Genomic DNA, 20,972 nt, shown 5'->3' with positions numbered 1-20,972 from the left:
CTGGAGGCCTTCTAGCATGACGCAAGGGGCAAAAATCAAGGAAATTGTGCCGCTTGGCGGTCGCGAATCCGCGTCGCGTTGCGCGCGTTGCCGACGCGGCGGCGGCGATCCGGATCGACACGCCGGATTGCTTCGAAGGCTACCTGAAGTTTCAGTCCGTCATAATGCTATCGCGCGCAAGGGGACCGCGAACGCCGCGTCTGGCGGCAGCACGGCTCCCGCCGCGCGTGAAAAATCTCCCGTGCCGGGGACGTCTGATCTGGTCTCGGTCGTCAACTGTCGTTATGTCGCGGTGAAGGCCGCAACCACGGTGGTTGCCGCGGACAGCTCCATGGCCGATCGCGTCTATCTCGACTGGAATGCCACCACGCCGCTTCGCCAGGAGGCGAAGGCGGCGATGGCTGCGGCGTGGGAATTGATCGGCAACCCGTCCTCGGTGCACAGCGAGGGACGGCGGGCGCGACGGCTGCTTGAGGATGCCCGCAATGCCGTGGCGAAGGCGGTCGGCGGCCGGCCGCAGGACGTGGTGTTTCTGTCCGGTGGGACCGAGGCCAATGCGCTCGCACTGACGCCGGGATTGCACCGCGCTGCGGGCGCACCGGTGCAGCGGCTGCTGGTGTCGGCGATCGAGCACGCGTCCGTGCTCGCGGGCGGTCGGTTTGCGACGGAGGCGACCGCCGCGATCCATGTCACGCATGCCGGTGTGATCGACCTCAACCATCTGCGCGCGCTGCTGGCCGACGGGCCGCCGGCGCTGGTCTCGGTGATGCTGGCGAACAACGAGACCGGTGCCATTCAGCCGGTGGCGGACGTTGCCGCAATCGTCCATGCGGCTGGCGGGCTGCTGCATGTCGATGCGATCCAGGCGTTCGGCAAGATCCCGTTCGATCTGGCCTCGACGCAGGCCGACCTGGTGACGCTGTCGGCACACAAGATCGGCGGACCGAAGGGCGCAGGCGCACTGGTCCTCGCCGAGGGTGTCGAGGGTTTGGAGGCGTTCCTGCGCGGCGGCGGGCAGGAGCTCGGGCGGCGGGCAGGGACCGAGAACATCGCTGGCATTGCCGGGTTCGGTGCGGCCGCCAAGGCCGCGATGGCGGCGCTGAAGCCTGATGCGGCCCGCGTCAGGGGCCTGCGCGACCGGCTCGAGCACGGGCTGCGACAGACGCCGGACGTGCTGGTGTTCTCCGATGACGTCAAGCGGTTGCCAAATACCGTTCTGTTCACGGCGCCCGGAATGAAGGCCGAGACGGCGGTCATCGGGTTCGACCTTGGGGGAATCGCGGTCTCGTCCGGTTCTGCCTGCTCGTCGGGCAAGGTCCAGCCATCCCACGTGCTAGAGGCAATGGGATACCGTTCGGAGGTGTCCCAGGGAGCGGTGCGGCTTAGTCTTGGCTGGTCTACCACGGAGACAGACGTGGATTTGACCCTCAAGGCTTGGCGAAAGCTCGCCGATACCTTAGTTAAGGGGGAACGACGAAACACAGCTTGAACTGTTCTAAGCGGATTTCGTCATCAAAGCATCGTAAGAGATTTTCGGAACTTGATATCCACCGCGGTCCTTGAAACCGCGAGCGGAGGATTGAATGCCTGCTGTACAAGAGACGGTCGAGCGCGTCCGGCGCATCGACGTCGACCAGTATCGATATGGGTTTGAGACGCTGATCGAGTCCGACAAGGCCCCGAAGGGGCTGTCGGAAGACACCGTCCGCTTCATCTCCGCAAAGAAGAATGAACCGGCCTGGATGCTGGAATGGCGCCTGGAGGCGTATCGCCGCTGGCTGACCATGACCGAGCCGACCTGGGCGCGCGTCGACTATCCGAAGATCGACTACCAGGACATCTACTACTACGCGGCGCCGAAGCCGAAGAAGACGCTGTCCTCGATCGACGAGATCGATCCGGAAATCCTTAAGACCTACGAGAAGCTCGGCATCCCCCTGCGCGAGGTCGCGATCCTCGAGGGCGTCGAGCCGCCGCCCGGCGGTGAGCAGACGCCGAACCGCAAGATCGCGGTCGATGCCGTGTTCGATTCGGTTTCGGTCGCGACCACCTTCCAGAAGGAGCTGAAGGCGGCCGGCGTGATCTTCATGCCGATCTCGGAGGCGATCCGCGAGCATCCCGAGCTGGTGCAGAAATATCTCGGCACCGTGGTGCCGACCTCGGACAATTACTTCGCGACATTGAATTCGGCTGTGTTCTCCGACGGCTCGTTCGTCTACGTGCCGCCGGGCGTGCGCTGTCCGATGGAGCTGTCGACCTATTTCCGCATCAACGAGCGCAACACCGGCCAGTTCGAGCGCACGCTGATCATCGCCGACAAGGGCTCCTACGTCTCCTATCTCGAGGGCTGCACCGCGCCGCAGCGCGACGAGAACCAGCTGCACGCCGCCGTGGTCGAGCTCGTCACGCTCGACGACGCCGAGATCAAGTATTCGACGGTGCAGAACTGGTACCCGGGCAACTCGGAAGGCAAGGGCGGCATCTACAATTTCGTCACCAAGCGTGGCGACTGCCGCGGCAAGAACTCCAAGATCTCCTGGACCCAGGTCGAGACCGGCTCGGCGATCACCTGGAAATATCCGAGCTGCATCCTGCGCGGCGACAATTCGAGCGGCGAGTTCTACTCGATCGCGATCTCGAACGGTTTCCAGCAGGTCGATAGCGGAACCAAGATGATCCATCTCGGCAAGAACACGTCGAGCCGGATCATCTCCAAGGGCATCGCCGCCGGCAAGTCGCAGAACACCTATCGCGGTCTCGTCAGCGCCCATCGCAAGGCCACCGGCGCGCGCAACTACACCGCCTGCGACTCGCTTCTGATCGGCGACAAATGCGGCGCGCACACCGTGCCCTATGTCGAGGCCAAGAATTCCTCGGCGACGTTCGAGCATGAGGCGACGACGTCGAAGATTTCCGAGGACGTGCTGTTCTACTGCATCCAGCGCGGGCTCTCGCAGGAAGAGGCCGTCGGCCTCGTCGTCAATGGCTTCGTGAAGGACGTGCTGCAGCAACTGCCGATGGAGTTCGCGGTGGAAGCGCAGAAGCTGATCTCGATCAGCCTTGAAGGTTCGGTTGGCTAATCCATCCCGCCAACGGCGCGGCCGACGCGCCTTTCGGGTGATGCTCAGGAAAAATCAGATGTCTCTGCTTGAAGTGAAAGATCTCAAGGTTCGTGTCGAGGAGCGTGAGATCCTCCACGGGCTGTCGCTCACGGTGAACCCGGGCGAGGTGCACGCGATCATGGGGCCGAACGGCTCGGGCAAGTCGACGCTGTCCCACGTCATCGCCGGCAAGCCGGGCTATGAAGTGACCGGCGGCCAGATCCTGTTCCGTGGCGAGGACCTCCTGGAGATGGAGCCGAACGAGCGCGCCGCCAAGGGCGTGTTCCTGGCGTTCCAGTATCCGGTCGAGATTCCCGGCGTCACCACCTGGAATTTCCTGCACGCGGCGCTCAACGCCCAGCGCAAGGCGCGCGGCGAGGACGAGATCTCGTCGCCGGCCTTCCTCAAGAAGGTCCGCGAAGTCGCCAAGTCGCTGAACATCCCGCAGGACATGCTGAAGCGCGGCGTCAATGTCGGCTTTTCCGGCGGCGAAAAGAAGCGCAACGAGATTCTGCAGATGGCGCTGTTCGAGCCGGCCGTCTGCATTCTCGACGAAATGGATTCCGGCCTCGACATCGACGCGCTGCGGATCGCGGCCGACGGCGTCAACGCACTGCGCTCGCCGGAGCGCGCGATGGTCGTGATCACCCACTATCAGCGGCTGCTCAATTACATCGTGCCCGACTTCGTGCACGTGATGTCGAAGGGCCGGGTGGTGAAAAGCGGCGGCAAGGAGCTGGCGCTGGAGCTGGAAGAGTGCGGTTACACGCAGTTCGAAGACGCTGCCTGACAAACACGGGTTTTGTGATGAACGTTGTTGCAAAGACCGAGACCGGGCGCGCGCTGGGCGATGCATTCGCCGTGGTGCGCGACCGTTTGCCCGGCGAGGGCAAGATCGCCGATCAGCGGCGCCAGGCCTTCGAGGCTTATGAACGATCAGGCCTGCCGCATCGCCGGATCGAGGACTGGAAATACACCGACCTGCGCGCGCTGATGCGCGAAGTGCTGCCGCTCGCGGCGTCGCCGGATGATGCCGCGCTGAGCCGCGCCAGGGCCGTCGTACAGGCCCGCGCGATCGAAGGCGTCCGGCGCCTGGTGCTGGTCGACGGCGCGTTCGCGTCTGATCTCTCCGATTGGCGGGATCTGGAGAAAGGGCTCTCGATCAATCCGCTGCGCCTCGCGCTGGAAGCCGGCGACGAGATCGTCGCGACGCAGGCTCTCGCGTCCGATATCGCCAACCCCATGGTCGCGCTGAACGGCGCGATGGCGACCGACGGGGTCGTCATCGACGTCGCCGACGGCACGGTGCTGACCCAGCCACTGCACATCGTGCATGTCGCATCCGGCACGGCCCCGGCCTCGACGTTCACGCGCTCGCTGCTCCGGCTCGGCCGCGATGCCGGCGTGACGCTGGTGGAGAGCTATCTCGCCGCCGACGGCGCCAGGGCCTACCAGACCCATGACGGACTGGTCGTTGCGATCGGCGACAATGCACGGCTCGATCACGTGCGCCTGGTCGAGGACAGCGTCGATGCCTTCAACATTTCCTCGGCGACGGTGTCGCTTGGCGCGCATGCCCATTTCAACACCTTCGGCCTGACCTCGGGCGGGCACGTCAGCCGTTACCAGCTGACGGTGACCTGCAGCGGCGAGGGCTCGAAGGTCGAGACCAACGGCGTCAATCTGATCAACGGCAAGCAGCACGCCGACACCACGCTGTTCTTGGATCACGCGGTGCCGCACTGTGCGAGCCGCGAGATCTTCCGCGCCGTGGTCGACGACCGCGCCCATTCGGTGTTCCAGGGCCGCATCATCGTCCGCCCCGACGCGCAGAAGACCGACGCCAAGATGATGACCCGTGCGCTGCTGCTGTCCGACGACGCGGAGGCCGACAACAAGCCCGAGCTCGAGATCTTCGCCGACGACGTCACCTGCGGTCACGGTGCGACCACCGGCGCGCTCGACGAGAGCCTGCTGTTCTACATGCGCGCCCGCGGACTGCCCGAGAAGGAAGCGCAGGCGCTCCTGATCCAGGCCTTCGTCGGCGAGGCGATCGAGTCCATCGCCAGCGACACGTTGCGCGAGGTCGCAATCGCCACCGCGCAGCGCTGGCTTCAGGCGAGGGCGTGAGCATGCACAAGGCGGTCGCCAACGGCAGTTACGACGTCGCTTTGGTGCGGCAGGATTTCCCGGCGCTCGCCATGCAGATCTACGGCAAGCCGCTGGTCTATCTCGACAACGCGGCCTCGGCGCAGAAGCCGAATGCGGTGCTCGACCGCATGACCGAGGCCTACAAGAGCGAATACGCCAACGTGCATCGCGGCCTGCATTACCTCGCCAATGCCGCGACGGAGGCCTATGAGGGCGCCCGCGGCAAGGTCGCGAAGTTCATCAATGCCCGTCGCAGTGAAGAGATCGTCTTCACCCGCAACGTCACCGAGGCGATCAATCTGGTGGCGTCGTCCTGGGGCGGGATGAACATCAAGGAGGGCGACGAGATCGTCCTTTCGATCATGGAGCACCACTCCAACATCGTGCCGTGGCACTTCCTCAGGGAACGCCATGGTGCCGTGATCAAGTGGGCGCCGGTCGACGACGAGGGCAACTTCCTGATCGAGGAGTTCGAAAAGCTCCTGACGCCGCGCACCAAGATCGTCGCGATCACCCAGATGTCGAACGCGCTCGGCACGCTGGTTCCGGTCAAGGACGTGATCCGGCTGGCGCACGCCCGCGGCATCCCGGTGCTGGTCGACGGCGCACAGGGCGCGGTGCACCTGCCGATCGACGTCCAGGACCTCGATTGCGATTTCTACGCCTTCACCGGCCACAAGGTGTACGGACCGACCGGCATCGGCGCGCTCTATGCCAAGCACGAGCATCTGGTGGCGATGCGGCCGTTCAACGGCGGCGGCGAGATGATCCGTGAGGTGGCCAAGGACTGGGTCACCTATGGCGATCCGCCGCACAAGTTCGAGGCCGGCACGCCGCCGATCGTCGAGGCGATCGGGCTCGGCGCTGCGATCGACTACGTCAATTCGATCGGCAAGGAGCGCATCGCCGCGCATGAGCATGAGCTGCTCACCTATGCGCAGGAGCGCCTGCGCGAGATCAACTCGCTGCGCGTGATCGGAACCGCCCGCAACAAGGGACCGGTGATCTCGTTCGAGATGAAGGGCGCGCATCCCCACGATGTCGCGACCGTGATCGATCGTCAGGGCATTGCGGTGCGCGCCGGCACGCATTGCGTGATGCCGCTTTTAGAGCGGTTCAACGTCACGGCCACCTGCCGCGCATCCTTCGGGATGTATAATACTAGGGAAGAAGTCGACCATCTGGCGCAGGCGCTGATCAAGGCGCGGGAATTGTTCGCATGACCGATACAGCCGAAGTCAAGACGGCCACCATGGAAACCACCTCGGCACTGCCGGCGGAGGAGACCGAGCGCATGAGCGGCGAGATCGTCGCGGCGCTGAAGACGGTGTTCGACCCGGAGATCCCGGCTGACATCTACGAGCTCGGCCTGATCTACAAGGTCGATCTCAAGGATGATCGCTCGGTCGACATCATGATGACGTTGACCACGCCGAACTGCCCGGCCGCGGGCGAGCTGCCGCAGATGGTGGAGAACGCCGTTGCCAGCGTTCCCGGCGTCGGCGTCGTCAACGTCAACCTGGTCTGGGATCCGGCCTGGACGCCGGACCGGATGTCGGACGAGGCGCGCCTCGTCCTCAATATGTGGTGATGCGTTAGGGGATTAGATTAGGCTTAGGCTCGACAAGATCGGCAATTGATTTGCCGCTGGGACTGACCACATGAGTGACATGACGCAAGCTTCACCAACCCCAGCCAAGCCGAAGCGGCCGCGCCCGCAGGTCATGCGACTGACCGATGCCGCGGCGGAGCGGATCACCGAGCTGACCAAGCGCGCCGACTCTGAGATCGTCGGGCTGCGCGTCGGCATCAAGAATGGCGGCTGCGCCGGGCAGTCCTATACCGTCGAATATGCCCACGAGATCCGCCCGACCGACGAAGTGGTCGAGGACAAGGGCGTGAAGATCCTGGTCGATCCGAAGGCCGTGCTGTTCCTGCTCGGCACCGAGATGGACTATGTGGCCGACAGGATGCAGGCCCAGTTCGTGTTCAATAACCCGAACCAGGTCTCCGCCTGCGGTTGCGGCGAATCGGTGCAGCTCAAGCCGGCCACGGTTTAGCTTTCGGCCTCCGCGCGCTCCGCCGTCATCCTGAGGAGCCGCGCGTTGGCGCGGCGTCTCGAAGGATGTGCGAGGGCACGAGAGTGGCCTCATAGGGTTCGAGACGCGCTGGCGCGCTCTTCACTATGAGCGGCAAGGGGGCGACGGCACATGGACCGCGAATTCCTCACCGACCTGTTCGCCGACTTCGGCCCGGTGACGCTGCGCCGGATGTTCTCCGGCTACGGCATCTCGGCTGACGGCACCAATTTCGCGCTCGCGCTGCGAGCCGGGCTTTACTTCCGTGCCGACGATCAGACCATTCCGCAATTCGAGGCGGAAGGCTGCGGGCCGTTCCAGTATCAGACGCGTTCCAGGACGGTGACGGTGAACTCCTACTGGCAGCTGCCGGCAAGGCTGTTCGATGATTCGGAAGACCTCGCGGTCTGGGCACGGTCGGCGCTCGGCGCCGCCCAGCGCGCCGCGCTGCGCAAGCGGCCGAGGAAACGAGCGGCTGCGCGAAAGTCGAAGGCGCCAGCGAAGAAGGTCGCCGCAAGGAAGGCCGCAGGGAAGAAGGTGGCGTCGAGCAAGGCGACTGCGAAGCAATCTTCGGCTCGGAAGAAGCGCACAGGAAAGAATCGGTCCCGATCCTGAGAGACCGTGAATGTATGCCTCTCGATGACGCAACATGCTCGATGTCGTCCCGGCTTTCGCCGGAACGACGAGGGGAGAGATTGCGCTCCCTGAAAGGATGAGCGAATTTGTCCATGTCATTGCGAGGAGCATGGGCGACGAAGCAATCCGCAGAGCCGCATATGCGGCTCACGCCACGCGGGTCTGGATCTCGGTGCTGTATTCCGGATCGGCCTCGCAGATCACACGGTTGCGGCCGGCGCGCTTGGCGGCATAGAGGCAGGCGTCGGCGCGCTCGATCAGCGAGTCCGTATCGTCGGACGGCTTCAGCATGGAGACGCCGACCGAGATCGTGACACGGCCGAGGATCTCGCCGGTCGACTTCTTCTTCAGCTCCTTGGCCATCACGGCGCGGCGGATGTGGTCGGCGACCGTCAGCGCCTGCCGCAGCGCCGTGTTGGGCAGCACCACGGCGAATTCCTCGCCGCCATAGCGGGCGGTGATGTCCTGGCCCTTGATGTTCTGCTTCAGCGACTGCGCCACCAGCCGCAGCACCTGATCGCCGGTGAGATGGCCGTAGGAGTCGTTGAACGACTTGAAGTGGTCGATGTCGAACATCAGGAGCGACAGCGGCTCGCCGCTGGCGAGCGCGGCCTGCACCGCCATGTCGATCGAGCGGTCGAAATATTTCCGGTTGCCGAGGCCGGTGAGCGGATCGGTCAGGCTCTCGGCGCGGATCGCCTCGAGGCTGTGTTGCAGGTCGCTGATCTCCGACTTCGACAGCGCGAGCCGGTTCTCCAGCGCCTGATTGGTCTCGCGCATCTCGCGCGTCGATTTTACCAGGCTATCGACGATTGCCTTGATGTGATCGCGGGTGGTCGCGCTCGCAAGCTTGTCGCTGGCGCCGACGAGGCTGGCGTCATAGGTCGCGGACACGCCGAGCGCGTCGGTGATCAGCTTCATGACGGCGTCGATCTCGCCGATGACGCGGGCGCCGACCTTGTCGATGCGGTCCGAGGTCTTGATGTGCGAAAGGTAGGTTTCGTAGATCTGCTCGAGATCGGATTCAGAGAGCTTGCCGCTGCGCGCCAGCGTCTCGTTGATGACCTTGTTGAGCGGCGCGTTGTATCCGGTCGCGTAGACGTACCAGATTTCATAGTTGCGGGGGACGGCGGTCTGGCGAAGCGAGCGGATCTGGCCAAGTGCGACTTCGGCAAAGGCCAACGTACGTTCGTGCTCGTCCAGCAGCTTGACCACTGTCACGTCCTCAATGCACGCAATGCCGATTAAGCCCGGCAGCAATGACTAAACTATTGGGGCGAGGGTACGGGACGAGAGTGAAGGCAAGGTAAACAGTGGAACTACGGGGAAGCCGGCTGCGACGACCATGCGGCGCGCCCGATCTTTATCCGCCTTGAGCGCCACTTTCGAACGCTTTTCGTTTGCTCGCAACTGCGATGCGCGACTGCACGCATTTGCTTCAAACGCTGCGGATCAGCGCGTGCGCCGGTCGCGGGTGGCAACAGAGCTTGCCTGGACTACCGCCGCCGCTGGCGCGGCGGCATCGGAGCAGGCCTTACGCGCGTGCGCGCACAGGTCGCAGCAGGAAGGCGGGCAGGTGCGAATGATCGGCGGGCTCGTGGTCCACCTCGCGCTGCGGCCGCCGTGGCTCGGCACGTCCGATCGACGGCACGTGCGACGGCGCGGCCTGCGGAGCCGAATTGCGGCCGTGGCGCGGTTCACGCTCCGGCTTCGCCGCACGCTCCTCGCGGGGCTCCCGCTCGTGACGCGTTTCGCGTTCACCGTGGCGCGGCTCGCGCTCACCGTGGCGCGCCTCGCGCTCACCGTGGCGCGCCTCGCGCTCACCGTGGCGCGCCTCGCGCTCACGGCGCGGCTTGCGGCCGCCGCGGGCACCATCGCGCGAACCTTCGCGGCCACGCGAGCGGCGCGGCGCGGCGTCCTCGTCGGAGGCTTCGCTGTGAACGGAGTAGTCGCCCTCGGTGCGCGGAATCTGCTGGCCGATCAGCTTCTCGATCGCGGCTATCGACTTGCTGTCGAGCGGCGTGACGATGGAGATCGCGGTACCGGTACGACCGGCGCGGCCGGTGCGGCCGATGCGATGGACGTAGTCGTCGGGGTGATGCGGCACATCGAAGTTGAAGACGTGGCTGACGGCGGGAATATCGAGGCCGCGGGCGGCGACGTCGGAGGCCACCAAGAGAGGCAGTTCGCCCTTGCGGAATTGATCAAGCGCGGCCATGCGGGCGCTCTGGTCCATGTCGCCATGCAGGGCGCCGACGCTGAAGCCGTGCTTCTGCAGTGACTTGTGAAGGACGGCGACTTCGCGCTTGCGATTGCAGAAGATAATCGCGTTGTTGAGGTCCTTGGCATCGCGCAGCAGGCGGCGGAGGATCTCGCGCTTCTCGTGCGGCTCGCGGCCCGCGGGCACCTGGGATTGGGTCACGGTCACCGCGGTCGTCGCGGGCTTGGAGACCTCGATCCGGGCCGGGTTGTGCAGGAAGGTCTCGGTGATGCGGCTGATTTCCGGCGGCATCGTCGCGGTGAAGAACAGGGTCTGCCGCGTGAACGGGACGAGCTTGCAGATGCGCTCGATGTCGGGGATGAAGCCCATGTCGAGCATGCGGTCGGCTTCGTCGATCACCAGCAACTCGACGCCGGTGAGCAGCAGTCCGCCGCGTTCGGTGTGGTCGAGCAGGCGGCCGGGTGTTGCGATCAGGACGTCGACGCCACGCATCAGCTTGGAGTCCTGGTCGCCGAACGAGACGCCGCCGATCAGCAGGGCGACGTTGAGCTTCTGGCCGGCGCCGTATTTGTCGAAGTTCTCCTTCACCTGCGCGGCGAGCTCGCGGGTCGGCTCGAGGATCAGGGTGCGCGGCATCCGTGCCCGGGCGCGGCCCTTCTCGAGGATCGTGAGCATCGGGAGAACGAAGGCAGCGGTCTTGCCGGTGCCGGTCTGGGCAATGCCGAGGACGTCGCGCCGCGCGAGAACGTGCGGGATTGCCTGTTCCTGGATGGGAGTGGGGGTGGTGTAACCGGTAGCCGCAACAGCGGCGAGGACCTTATCGGACAGGCCTAGATTGGAAAAAGACATTGAGCCTCTGGTCGAAACCGCCGTTCGGAATCGAAGGTAAAAGGCTGTCGCGTTCGGCCCCGAAACGGCTCGCTTTTCTATAAAGCTCGGGGGCTCTGACTAACGCTGACGGACGGCAAACCTGACGAATCGCGTTTCGATCCGAGGGCCGCGTTGCCTCGCAACATAGGGGCGAAACCGGTAAAGTCAATCTTGGAACCGGCCGGATAGCCCAAAAAGCTTAACGTTTTGGCTGAAGTATGCGTCTTTTTCGTCATTTGGCGGTCAAATGAATCACGACCCCCGCCCCGGACGGCGAGGCCGCCGCGGGGGCTTCCGCGCTGTTTTTCATCCTGAATTCGCCGGGCGTCAGGCCTTCGGATGCGCTGAAGATCCGGTAGAAGGTGGCGAGGCTGCCGAACCCGCAAGTGAATGCGATATCAGCGATCGGCCGCGCCGGCTTCTCGCAAAGCAGCCGTCGGCTCTCGTTGAGGCGCTGGGCGGTGACGGTCTGCGAAAAGCTCGCTCCGGTCGCTTCGAACAGGACGTGCAGGTAGCGCACCGAGACGCCGAGCATCTCGGCGACCATCCCCGGCGACAGCGCTGGCTTTGCCAGGTGGCGCGTGATCAGGCGGCGCGCGAGGCTGAGCCGGCCGACGCGTAGCGCCTGCTGCGCGCGGCGGCTGCCCGGCCTGATCGCGCCGCGCTCGATCAGCGCAAGGTCCGCCACGATCTTGACCAGCGCAGGAATGCTCGCGGTATCACCGGCCTCGGTGGCCTCCTTGAAGTCGGCGAGACAGGCTTCGAGCAGCGGCGCCCAGCCGCGATTGCCGGTCGCCGGTGAGCCCTGACGGGCAGGCTCAGATGCCGGGATTTGATCCGCCCGCAGGTCCGCGGCATCGAGAGGAATGCGCGTCGCGCCTGGCGTTTCCTGGCTGTGATCCCCTTGCTTACCGCGCATCGTGACTGATCCCTCGCTCCGCATGAGAGCGCGCGTCGCCGGTAAGGAAATTTGCTGTGCCGAACCCGGACGAAGCGCCGCAATGGTTCTGGCGAAACGGCCGGAAAATATCTTCTCAACGCACGCAGGCTGATCACTTCGGTACAGCGAAGGTCGGATCGCGCGGCGGTGTGAAATTCAAGGCGGTGAAGGGCGCGCGGCCGAGCTACGCAAATTGCGAGCGCGGTGTCCCGGCCAGTTGGGACGGGCGCTCAGGCCGTTTGCGCGCGGTAGTCGCCCGGCGTCATGGACTCGGATGCATTGAAGAGGCGGTAGAACGTCGCAAGGCTCTCGAAGCCGCAGGCAAAGGCGACCTCGGCGATCGTTTGCCTCGGCTGCTCGCGGAGCAGGCGGCGGCTCTGCTCGAGCCGGAGCGCGGTGACGGTCTCCGAGAAGCTCATCTCGGTCCCCTCGAACAGGATGTGCAGGTGACGCACCGAGATGCCGAGCAGGCCGGCAATCAGGGTTGGCGACAGCGCCGCACGCGCTAGATGGCGCCGGATCAGGCGGCGGGCCAGCGACAAATGGGCGGTTCGCAAGGCCTGCTGCGCGAGTCGGCTCTTCGGCCGCATGATGCCGCGCTCGATCAGCGCGATATGGGCCAGCGCGTGCACCGTCGGAGCCGTGCCCGCCGCAGCGATGGCATCGCTGCTTTCGATGAGGTCGCGGAAGCATGACTCCAGCAGGGTCCGCAGCGCGGTCTCATCCTGCACGGGCCTGGGGACGAGTTCGCCGAGCTCGGCGCCCGGCGGGACGATGTTCGCCACCGGGACCTTGATGATGCGCAGGTGGAAGCCGTCGTCGTGCAGGGGGACCGTGCGATAGGGCAGGTCCGAATAGCTGGTCGCGAACATGCCATCGCGGACCGCGAATTCATCGAGCCGCGCGCCGCCGAACCAGCCGCCGCCGCCAAGCTGCTGGTAGATGCACAGGCTGTCGCTGGCCGCGTCGGCGATGTCGCCCGTGCGCCGCTCGACGCGGTACGGCGAGGCGCGCAGCTCGACCAGCCCGGCATCGCCGAGCTTGCGCAGCGAGAACTCGCCGAAGAAGTCGCGGCGCCGGTCGGCTTCCAGCTCGGCGGTGACGCCGAACAGCCCCTTGGCGCGGACCTCGCGCCAATAGTCGAAGCGATCCTTGGGATCGACCTGATCAGTAGACCATGTGTGCACGGAAAAGCCGTTGCGACGTGCGGAGAGCTCGAGCCGGATGGAAACACGAATCTATCACGCGGGCCGTAAAAAGAAACTTGACCTAAGACGGATCGGCCCCCTCATTTCGGCCTGGCGTGGCCGGCCGCAACGGCCGTCCGCGGCCGGCCTTGAACCGGCCAAGCGGCTGGTCCGACTATCAGGCGGCGGTCGTACGGGCGGCGCATTTGTCGTGCAGGCGGGAAAACGGGATGAAGAGCTGGCTTTCGAGACTTTCGGCGATCCTTTGGGCAGTTGCATTTGTCGCATCGGCCGCACCCGCCCAGGCCGAAAAGCGCGTCGCGCTGGTGATCGGCAACAATGACTACAGGAACGTGCCCAGGCTGCAGAAGGCGGTCAACGACGCCCGCACCATGGGCGACACGCTGAAGCAGCTCGGCTTCAGCGTCATGGTGGCCGAGAACCTCAATCGGCAGGCGTTCTCCGAAACGCTGCTCGCGTTCGACCGTGCCGTGGAACCCGGCGATACCGCGTTCTTCTTCTATGCCGGTCACGGCTTCGAGATCGCCGGCCAGAATTTCCTGCTGCCGACCGACGTCCCGGCCGCCACCGAAGGGCAGGAGGAATTGGTGCGCGACGCCTCTGTTCTCGCCGACCGCATCGTCGAGCGCTTGCAGAACAAGAAGGCGCGGAGCTCGATCCTGGTGTTCGACGCCTGCCGCAACAATCCGTTCGAGCGCGCCGGCACACGCGCGGTCGCCGGCGGCGGCGGCCTCGCGCCGATGACGCAGCTGCCGGAGGGCGTGTTCTCGGTGTTCTCGGCGGGGCCGCGCCAGACCGCGCTCGACCGTCTTTCGAACGATGACGCCAATCCCAATTCGGTATTCACGCGGACCTTCGCCAGGGAGCTGCTGCAGCCCGGCGAGAATCTCGTGCAGGTCGCGCAGCGCACGCGGCGCCTGGTCAGCGAGATGGCCGAGACCGTGAAGCACAAGCAGATCCCGGTCTATTTCGACCAGATGGTCGACGACGTCTTCCTGAACGGGATCGCCAAGGGGCAGGCCGAGGCGGCCAAGCCGTCCGCGCCGCCGCAGCAGGTGGCCGCGCTGCCGCCGGTCGCGGTGCCGAAGTTGCCGAAGGAGGATTCGATCAACGCGCCGATCGCGAGCTTCTCGCGGCACAATGGCGGCTGGACCGTGGTGTTCTCGATCGCCGATCCGACGCTCGGGATTTCCTGGCGGATCGGCGACAGCGGCGATTTCCGCGAAACCGGCTTCATCGACACGCTCGATCCGCGCACGCGCAAGCGGATGCCCAATCCGTCGGTCGAACTGCCGGCCGATGCGCCGGCCGCCACGATCGAGATTCGCTATGTCGATACGCAAGGCACGATGCAGGGGCCGTTCCCGATCAAGTTCGATCCCGACGCCGCGCTGATCCGCGACCAGCGCAAGATCCTCGACATGACCGCGACCAGCTGGCTGTCGTTCCGCGAGTTCAACGGGCTGCTGGTCTACTATACGCACCTGATGTCGTATCGCTGCGCGATCCGCGAGGTGCGCATCGGCATCGACACCGCGGTGCCGGACAAGGCCCTGAAGATGCCACCCTGCAATTCGCGCGATCCCAGCGCGATCCCGTCCGACGCGCAGCCCTATCTGAAGCTGGCGCCGCAGACCAAGGCGGTCTCGGTCGAGCTGACCTATCGCGACGGCAGCGTGTCGGAAATCAAGACCTTCAGGCGATAGCCTTGCATCCTTGCCGCCAGATCCGCGTTACAATCGGGTCCTGAAGGGCGAGGCAGCGGTGAGGACGGCATCATGGATGCAGGCAATCCGGCAGAGCCGGACACGCGTCAGATCAGGGTCCGCTGCTGCGTGGTCGGCGGCGGGCCGGCCGGCATGATGCTTGGCTATCTGCTCGGACGCGCCGGGGTCGATGTCGTGGTGCTGGAGAAGCACGCCGACTTCTTCCGCGACTTCCGCGGCGACACCGTGCATCCGTCGACCCTGCAGGTGATGGACGAGCTCGGCCTGATCGACGGCTTCCTGAAGCTGCCGCATCGGGACATTCAGACGCTCGACGGCATGTTCGGCGGCACCTCGGTGCGGATCGCCGACCTCCGTCGCCTCAGCGTCAAATATCCCTTCATCGCGATGATGCCGCAGTGGGACTTCCTCAATTTCCTGCGCGAGAGCGGCAGTCGCTTCCCTTCGCTGAAGGTGCTGATGAAGGCCGAGGCGACCGATCTGATCCGGCGGGGCGATGCTGTCGCGGGCGTGCGCGCGAACACGCCCGATGGCCCGGTCGAGATAGAAGCGGATCTCACCATCGGCTGCGACGGACGTCATTCGATCGTGCGCGAGCGCGCCGGCCTCGACGTCGAGGAGATCGGCGCGCCGATGGACGTGTTGTGGTTTCGCGTCGGGCGGCGTCCGGATGAGACCGAGAATTTGTTCGCCCGCGTCGAGCACGGCAAGATGATGGTGACGTTCGATCGCGGCGACTACTGGCAATGTGCCTATGTGATCGCCAAGGGCCAATACAAGGCCGTGAAGGCGAGGGGATTGCCGGCGCTGCTCGACGACGTGCTGCACCTGGCGCCGATCCTCAAGGCCGGCATTGCCGACGTGAAGAGCTTTGACGACGTCAAGCTGCTCACGGTTGCGATCAATCGCCTGACACGCTGGACCCGTCCCGGCCTGCTCTGCATCGGCGACGCCGCGCATGCGATGTCGCCGATCGGCGGCGTCGGCGTCAACCTCGCGGTGCAGGATGCCGTCGCGACCGCCAACATCCTGGCGGCGAAGCTCGTTCACGGCGTGCCGTCGGAAGACGAGCTCGATGCGGTGCGGCGACGCCGCGAATTCCCGGTGCGCGTGACGCAGCGCATGCAGGTGATTGCGCAGAACAACATCATCAGCGCGGCGCTGAAGGCGGGCGATCAGCCGGTGCCGTTGGCGCTGCGGTTGATCACGGCAATGCCCTGGCTGCAGGGTCTCACCGCACGTCTGGTCGCCATCGGCGTGCGCCCGGAGCACGTGCATTCGCCGGCCGCGGGCTGAACTGCGCGTCGCGCGACCGGAAGAGCGCGCGTGTTTTCAGGCCATCACCGAATAGCCGCCGTCGACGGGGATCGCGGTGCCGGTGACGAAGTCCGACGCCGGTGAGGCCAGGAACACGGCGATGCCTGCGAAGTCGTCGATCGCCCCCCAGCGTGCCGCCGGCGTGCGCGCAAGCACACGCTCGTGCAGCCCGGCGACCTGCTGGCGCGCGCCTTTGGTCAGGTCGGTATCGATCCAGCCGGGCAGGATGGCGTTGACCTGGATGTTGTCGGGAGCCCAGGCGTTGGCGCAGGCGCGGGTGTACTGCACGATGCCGCCCTTGCTCGCGGCATAGGCCGCAGCGAAGCTCGCACCGAAGATCGACATCATCGAGCCGATGTTGATGATCTTGCCGTGGCCCGACGCCTTGAGCGCGGGATAGGCCGCCTTCGAGCACATGAACGCGCTGGTGAGGTTGGTGTCGATCACCTTGCTCCATTCCTCCAGCTCGAGCTCGTGCGGAGGCTTGCGGATGCTCATGCCGGCGTTGTTGACGAGAATGTCGATCCGGCCGAGCTCGCGAACGACCCGTTCGACCATGGCCGCAACGGCGGCCTTGTCGGTCACGTCGGTTGCCACCGCGATCGCCTTGGCGCCGCGCTTGCCGAGATCCTCGACGGCGTCCTTCGACTTCGCCTCGTTGCGGCCGACCACGGCAACCGCCGCGCCGGCGTCCGCCAGGCCGCGCGCCATGCCAAGCCCGATGCCGCCATTGCCGCCGGTGACGATGGCGACCCGGCCCGAGAGATCAAACTGTCCGTTTTTCATTGTTGTTGTCCGCTGAGGTTTGAACCGGGCGCGAGAGTGCCTGATCGTCACGGCGCTGACCAGATCGGCCACAGCCGGTCCGCCCTGCGCCGGCGGGCGCGCAGGCCTGTTCGCGAAGCTGTTCGGGCAACAAAAAAGCCCCGGACAATGCCGGGGCTTTTGCTCTGCTATTTCAGCAGGGATCAGTGCGCAGCTCAGTACTTGGCGACAACCGGACCGGTCCAGTTGAAGCGGTAGACCAGCGAGGTGCTGATGGTCTGGACAAGCGGCTTGAAGGTGATGTCGCGGCCGTTCGAGATGTTGGTGCCGTCGACCAGCTCCGAGATGTTCTTGTTGTCGTAGTAAGCGGCGCGATACTCGGTCTTCATGAACCAGCCCGGCGCGGTGATGCCGAAGATGTTCAGGTTGTTCTCGACGCCGCCGCCGACGAACCAGCCGCCGCGATCGAAGTCGTTGGTGTGCAGACCCGAGGGAAGCGCGGTCGCGGTGTTGAACAGCGTGGTGCCCTTCCAGTGCGAGCTGGAGTAACCGGCGTTGACGTAGGACAGGACGTTCGGCGCGATCAGGTAGCCGAGGCGCGCACCAGCCGCCCAGCTGTAGTCGTTCTTGATGTTGCCGGCGACGAACGGACCCTGATCCTGGATGGTGCCCTTCAGGCTGCCGAACTGACCGTCGGCGAACACGCCGATGACCCAACTGTTGGCGGTCTGCCAGTCGTAACCGGCACCGACGGTGCCGTACCAGCCATCGCCGCCCTGGCGCTGGTTGAAGCCGAGGATCGGCGCACCCGTGACGGTCGACTGGACGCCCGTGTCAGCATCCCAGACGCCGCCGCCGCCACCGCCGAAGATGTAGGAGCCGGTCCAGCTCGGAGCGACCGGAACCGGGGCAGGCGCCTTGGTGTAGGGGCGGGCGGCCAGATCAGCAGCCGACGCCGATGCCGTCATCGCAGCAACCGCGGTCAGAGCGAGCAAAATCTTCTTCATATCCAAATCCTCGACTTAGCGTTCGATCAGGTCGCTCAGGGGTGTGCGCTGGCACCGATTCCCGAAACTCATGGTCGAACTATACGTGGTTCCGCCGGAAATGCTGTTGCTGGTGAGACACAACGGGCCGAAAACGAAGCCGCCGGGGCTCTCCGAAAGGGCGAATGACAACGGTCGCCCCCAATCTGGAGGCGGCCGGAAACTCATTTCAGATCAATCGGTTGGGCCTAGACGTCGAGCAGGTCGTCGCTGGCGAATTCGGCCTTGTCGGAGATGAAGGCAAAGCGGGCTTCGGCCTTGGTTCCCATCAGCCGTTCGACCGAGTCGGCGGTGCCCTCGCGATCGTCGGCCAGCAGCACCACGCGCAGCAGCGTGCGCTTGGCCGGATCCATCGTGGTTTCCTTCAGCTGGGCCGGCATCATCTCGCCGAGGCCTTTGAAGCGATTCACCTCGACCTTGGCGTTGGCGTTGAACTCGCTCTTCAGCAGCTCATCCTTGTGCGCGTCGTCGCGGGCGTAGATCGACTTGGTGCCGTGCTTCAGCTTGTAGAGCGGCGGAACCGCCAGGTAGAGATGCCCTTCGTCGATCAGCCGCGGCATCTGCCGGTAGAAGAAGGTGATCAGGAGCGATGCGATGTGCGCGCCGTCGACGTCGGCGTCGGTCATGATGATGATGCGCTGGTAGCGCAGATCCTCTTCGCGGTAATGCGCGAGCGTGCCGCAGCCGATCGCCTGCACGAGGTCGGAGAGCTGCGCGTTGGCGGTCAGCTTGTCCTTGCCGGCGGAGGCAACGTTGAGGATTTTTCCGCGCAGCGGAAGCACGGCCTGCGTCTTGCGGTCGCGCGCCTGCTTGGCGCTGCCGCCGGCCGAGTCACCTTCGACGATGAAGAGCTCGGAACCTTCGGTGCCGGCGTCGGAGCAGTCGGCGAGTTTGCCGGGCAGACGCAGTTTCTTGCCGGCGGTCTTGCGCGCGGTCTCCTTTTCCTGGCGGCGGCGAAGCCGCTCCTCGGCACGATCGATCACGAAGTCGAGCAGCCGGTTGGCCTGGTTCGGATTGCCTGACAACCAGTGGTCGAACGGGTCCTTCATCGCCTGTTCGACGATGCGCTGCGCTTCGGCGGTGGCGAGCCGGTCTTTGGTTTGGCCTTGGAATTCAGGCTCGCGCACGAACACCGAGAGCATCACGGCCGCGCCCACCATCACGTCTTCCGAGGTGATGGAGGCTGCGCGCTTGCCCTGGCCGGCGCGTTCGGCGTGATCCTTCAGGCCGCGCAGCAGTGCACTGCGCAGGCCGGATTCATGCGTGCCGCCGTCGGGCGTCGGCACCGTGTTGGTGTAGGACGACAGGAAGCCGTCGGCATCGGCAGTCCAGGCCACCGCCCATTCGCAGGCGCCATGGGCGCCGCTGCGGCCGGATTTGCCGGAGAAGATATCCTGATGCACCAGCGTGTCGGCGTGGATCGCCGCGGCGAGATAATCCTTCAGGCCGCCGGGGAAGTGGAATTTGGCTTCCGCCGGGACGTCTTCGACGCCCTTCAATAGCTCCTGGTCGCAGTGCCAGCGAATCTCGACTCCGCCGAACAGATAGGCCTTCGAGCGCGTCATCTTGAACAGACGCTGCGGCTTGAAAGCCGCCTTGGCGCCGAAAATGTCGGTGTCCGGCTTGAAGCGGATGCGCGTGCCGCGGCGGTTGTTGACCTTGCCGAGGTCTTCGAGCTTGCCCTTGGGATGGCCGCGCTCGAAGGTCATGCGATGCAACTGCCCGCTGCGCGCAACCTCGACCTCGAGCCGCGAGGAGAGAGCGTTGACCACGGAGACACCGACACCGTGCAGGCCGCCCGAGGTCTCATAGACCTTGGAGTCGAACTTGCCGCCCGAGTGCAGCGTGCACATGATGACTTCGAGCGCCGACTTCTTCGGGAATTTCGGATGCGGGTCGACCGGAATGCCGCGGCCATTGTCGGTCACGGTCAGGAAGCCGTCGGCGGTCAGCTCCACGTCGATGAAGGTGGCGTGGCCGGCCAGCGCCTCGTCCATGCAGTTGTCGATGACCTCGGCGAACAGGTGGTGCAGGGCCTTCTCGTCGGTGCCGCCGATATACATGCCGGGGCGCCGGCGGACCGGTTCCAGCCCCTCCAGCACCTCGATGTCAGCCGCCGTATAGCCGGCTTCGGCGCTTCCAGCGGATCGCGAAGCGGCCTTCGCCGGGGCGCGTCCCTTCGGTTCCGGGGCTCCGAACAGATCGTCGGCAGATTTACTTTTGACGTTCGACTTCAATGACTTGGCCATGGTTCTTCAAGTGGCGCGCCGGTCACGGCGCGGCGAATCGGTTGCTCTGACTATGCCACGGATGGGCTGCCTATGGGGACGGCCGCACCCTGGAGCCCGGCCATCCCCATAGATAGGAAACCGCGATTACGCCTGCGAGGTGCGGAATACAACGACCGTGAACAGGGCCATGGCGGCGACCACCAGCAGTGACCCGACGATCGGCGCTGCCTCGAACGACGGTCCCTTCAGCAGCACGGCGGCCACGCCGGCCGGAAACAGGACGCCGCCGACGATGTGCAGCCAGCCCTGGATCCTGGCGAGCAGCATGCTGCCCGCTTCCGGCACCAGCCGGTAGTAGAGGCCGAACAGGAACAGCAGCACGCCGCCGACCAGATTGAGATGCGCATGCGCCGGTCCCAACGTGAAGTCGTGCTGGATACCCATGGCGATGCCCGCGAGCATTCCGAACAGCAGGACGAGAACGCTCACGCACATCATCAGCGATCCGATCATCCAGTAATTCCTTTTTCTTGTGAGGGAGATGCCAACCTGGACCTCAGGGGCCTTACGGGAAATCACGCTCGATCCCCGCCTTTGTGACTTGATGTCACGCAATCGGCTGGCTTACCTGTTCTTAGGCTGCGTGCCGCTAGAAAGGTTCATTCGAGGTTCAACGGAGCG

The 20,972-nt window shown here is 65.2% G+C and carries 18 protein-coding genes; 10 read left to right on the top strand and 8 right to left on the bottom strand.

Going from position 1 to position 20,972, the window contains the following annotated elements; all coding sequences use genetic code 11:
- Positions 1-331 precede the first annotated feature (331 nt).
- From JEY66_RS25130 to JEY66_RS25095, 8 genes are all read left to right on the top strand, one after another.
- The gene (locus JEY66_RS25130; RefSeq protein WP_026192719.1) at positions 332-1,489 is read left to right on the top strand and encodes a cysteine desulfurase family protein; all 1,158 of its coding nucleotides are present in this window, start codon (positions 332-334) and stop codon (positions 1,487-1,489) included.
- Positions 1,490-1,583: 94 nt separating this feature from the next.
- Complete coding sequence (gene sufB, locus JEY66_RS25125; protein WP_018271445.1) at positions 1,584-3,080, top strand: Fe-S cluster assembly protein SufB; 1,497 nt, start codon at positions 1,584-1,586, stop codon at positions 3,078-3,080.
- Positions 3,081-3,138: 58 nt separating this feature from the next.
- Positions 3,139-3,891: a Fe-S cluster assembly ATPase SufC gene (gene sufC, locus JEY66_RS25120; protein WP_026192720.1), complete on the top strand. Its 753-nt coding sequence runs from the start codon at positions 3,139-3,141 to the stop codon at positions 3,889-3,891.
- Positions 3,892-3,908: 17 nt separating this feature from the next.
- Positions 3,909-5,231, top strand: a complete 1,323-nt coding sequence (gene sufD / locus JEY66_RS25115) for a Fe-S cluster assembly protein SufD (RefSeq protein ID WP_018271447.1) — start codon at positions 3,909-3,911, stop codon at positions 5,229-5,231.
- On the top strand, positions 5,228-6,475 hold the full coding sequence (locus JEY66_RS25110) for a cysteine desulfurase (protein ID WP_018271448.1): 1,248 nt from the start codon (positions 5,228-5,230) through the stop codon (positions 6,473-6,475). Before sufD ends, JEY66_RS25110 begins: the two co-directional genes overlap by 4 nt.
- Positions 6,472-6,843: an SUF system Fe-S cluster assembly protein gene (locus tag JEY66_RS25105; RefSeq protein ID WP_016845787.1), complete on the top strand. Its 372-nt coding sequence runs from the start codon at positions 6,472-6,474 to the stop codon at positions 6,841-6,843. The genes JEY66_RS25110 and JEY66_RS25105 overlap by 4 nt, the downstream gene beginning before the upstream one ends.
- A 79-nt stretch (positions 6,844-6,922) precedes the next feature.
- A complete protein-coding gene (locus JEY66_RS25100; RefSeq protein WP_018271449.1) occupies positions 6,923-7,312 on the top strand; it encodes a HesB/IscA family protein in 390 nt (129 codons plus the stop codon).
- Positions 7,313-7,462: 150 nt separating this feature from the next.
- Positions 7,463-7,945, top strand: coding sequence for a TfoX/Sxy family protein (locus JEY66_RS25095; protein WP_018271450.1), 483 nt, complete (start codon positions 7,463-7,465; stop codon positions 7,943-7,945).
- Between the two features lie 168 nt (positions 7,946-8,113).
- Here the strand turns inward: JEY66_RS25095 and JEY66_RS25090 are convergent, their stop codons facing one another.
- From JEY66_RS25090 to JEY66_RS25075, 4 genes are all read right to left on the bottom strand, one after another.
- Entirely contained in the window at positions 8,114-9,181 is a 1,068-nt protein-coding gene (locus JEY66_RS25090; protein WP_018271451.1) for a GGDEF domain-containing protein, read from the bottom strand.
- A gap of 319 nt (positions 9,182-9,500) precedes the next feature.
- On the bottom strand, positions 9,501-11,036 hold the full coding sequence (locus JEY66_RS25085; protein WP_018271452.1) for a DEAD/DEAH box helicase: 1,536 nt from the start codon (positions 11,034-11,036) through the stop codon (positions 9,501-9,503).
- A 253-nt stretch (positions 11,037-11,289) separates the two neighbouring features.
- Complete coding sequence (locus JEY66_RS25080) at positions 11,290-11,976, bottom strand: helix-turn-helix transcriptional regulator (RefSeq protein ID WP_244620860.1); 687 nt, start codon at positions 11,974-11,976, stop codon at positions 11,290-11,292.
- Positions 11,977-12,227: 251 nt separating this feature from the next.
- A complete protein-coding gene (locus JEY66_RS25075; protein WP_018271454.1) occupies positions 12,228-13,184 on the bottom strand; it encodes a helix-turn-helix transcriptional regulator in 957 nt (318 codons plus the stop codon).
- A 230-nt stretch (positions 13,185-13,414) separates the two neighbouring features.
- Between JEY66_RS25075 and JEY66_RS25070 the strand changes: the two genes are divergently transcribed.
- Both JEY66_RS25070 and JEY66_RS25065 read left to right on the top strand, forming a co-directional pair.
- Positions 13,415-14,911, top strand: a complete 1,497-nt coding sequence (locus JEY66_RS25070) for a caspase family protein (RefSeq protein WP_026192721.1) — start codon at positions 13,415-13,417, stop codon at positions 14,909-14,911.
- 72 nt (positions 14,912-14,983) lie between these two features.
- Positions 14,984-16,228 (top strand): FAD-dependent oxidoreductase, encoded by a 1,245-nt coding sequence (locus JEY66_RS25065; RefSeq protein ID WP_018271456.1) that lies wholly within the window; start codon positions 14,984-14,986, stop codon positions 16,226-16,228.
- 36 nt (positions 16,229-16,264) lie between these two features.
- On the opposite strand, the gene JEY66_RS25060 is transcribed toward JEY66_RS25065, so the two are convergent.
- The 4 genes from JEY66_RS25060 to JEY66_RS25045 form a co-directional block, all read right to left on the bottom strand.
- Positions 16,265-17,035 carry a glucose 1-dehydrogenase gene (locus JEY66_RS25060; RefSeq protein WP_018271457.1) on the bottom strand — a complete coding sequence of 257 codons (771 nt, stop codon included), beginning with the start codon at positions 17,033-17,035 and terminating at the stop codon, positions 16,265-16,267.
- Positions 17,036-17,229: 194 nt separating this feature from the next.
- Positions 17,230-18,021: an outer membrane protein gene (locus JEY66_RS25055; protein ID WP_018271458.1), complete on the bottom strand. Its 792-nt coding sequence runs from the start codon at positions 18,019-18,021 to the stop codon at positions 17,230-17,232.
- A 227-nt stretch (positions 18,022-18,248) separates the two neighbouring features.
- A complete protein-coding gene (parE, locus tag JEY66_RS25050) occupies positions 18,249-20,309 on the bottom strand; it encodes a DNA topoisomerase IV subunit B (protein WP_018271459.1) in 2,061 nt (686 codons plus the stop codon).
- Positions 20,310-20,435: 126 nt separating this feature from the next.
- The gene (locus tag JEY66_RS25045) at positions 20,436-20,804 is read right to left on the bottom strand and encodes a hypothetical protein (protein ID WP_018271460.1); all 369 of its coding nucleotides are present in this window, start codon (positions 20,802-20,804) and stop codon (positions 20,436-20,438) included.
- Between the last annotated feature and the right edge of the window lie 168 nt (positions 20,805-20,972).

The organism is Bradyrhizobium elkanii USDA 76, from assembly GCF_023278185.1.
Classification (GTDB): domain Bacteria; phylum Pseudomonadota; class Alphaproteobacteria; order Rhizobiales; family Xanthobacteraceae; genus Bradyrhizobium; species Bradyrhizobium elkanii.
This window is presented reverse-complemented; position numbering and strand designations above follow the sequence as displayed.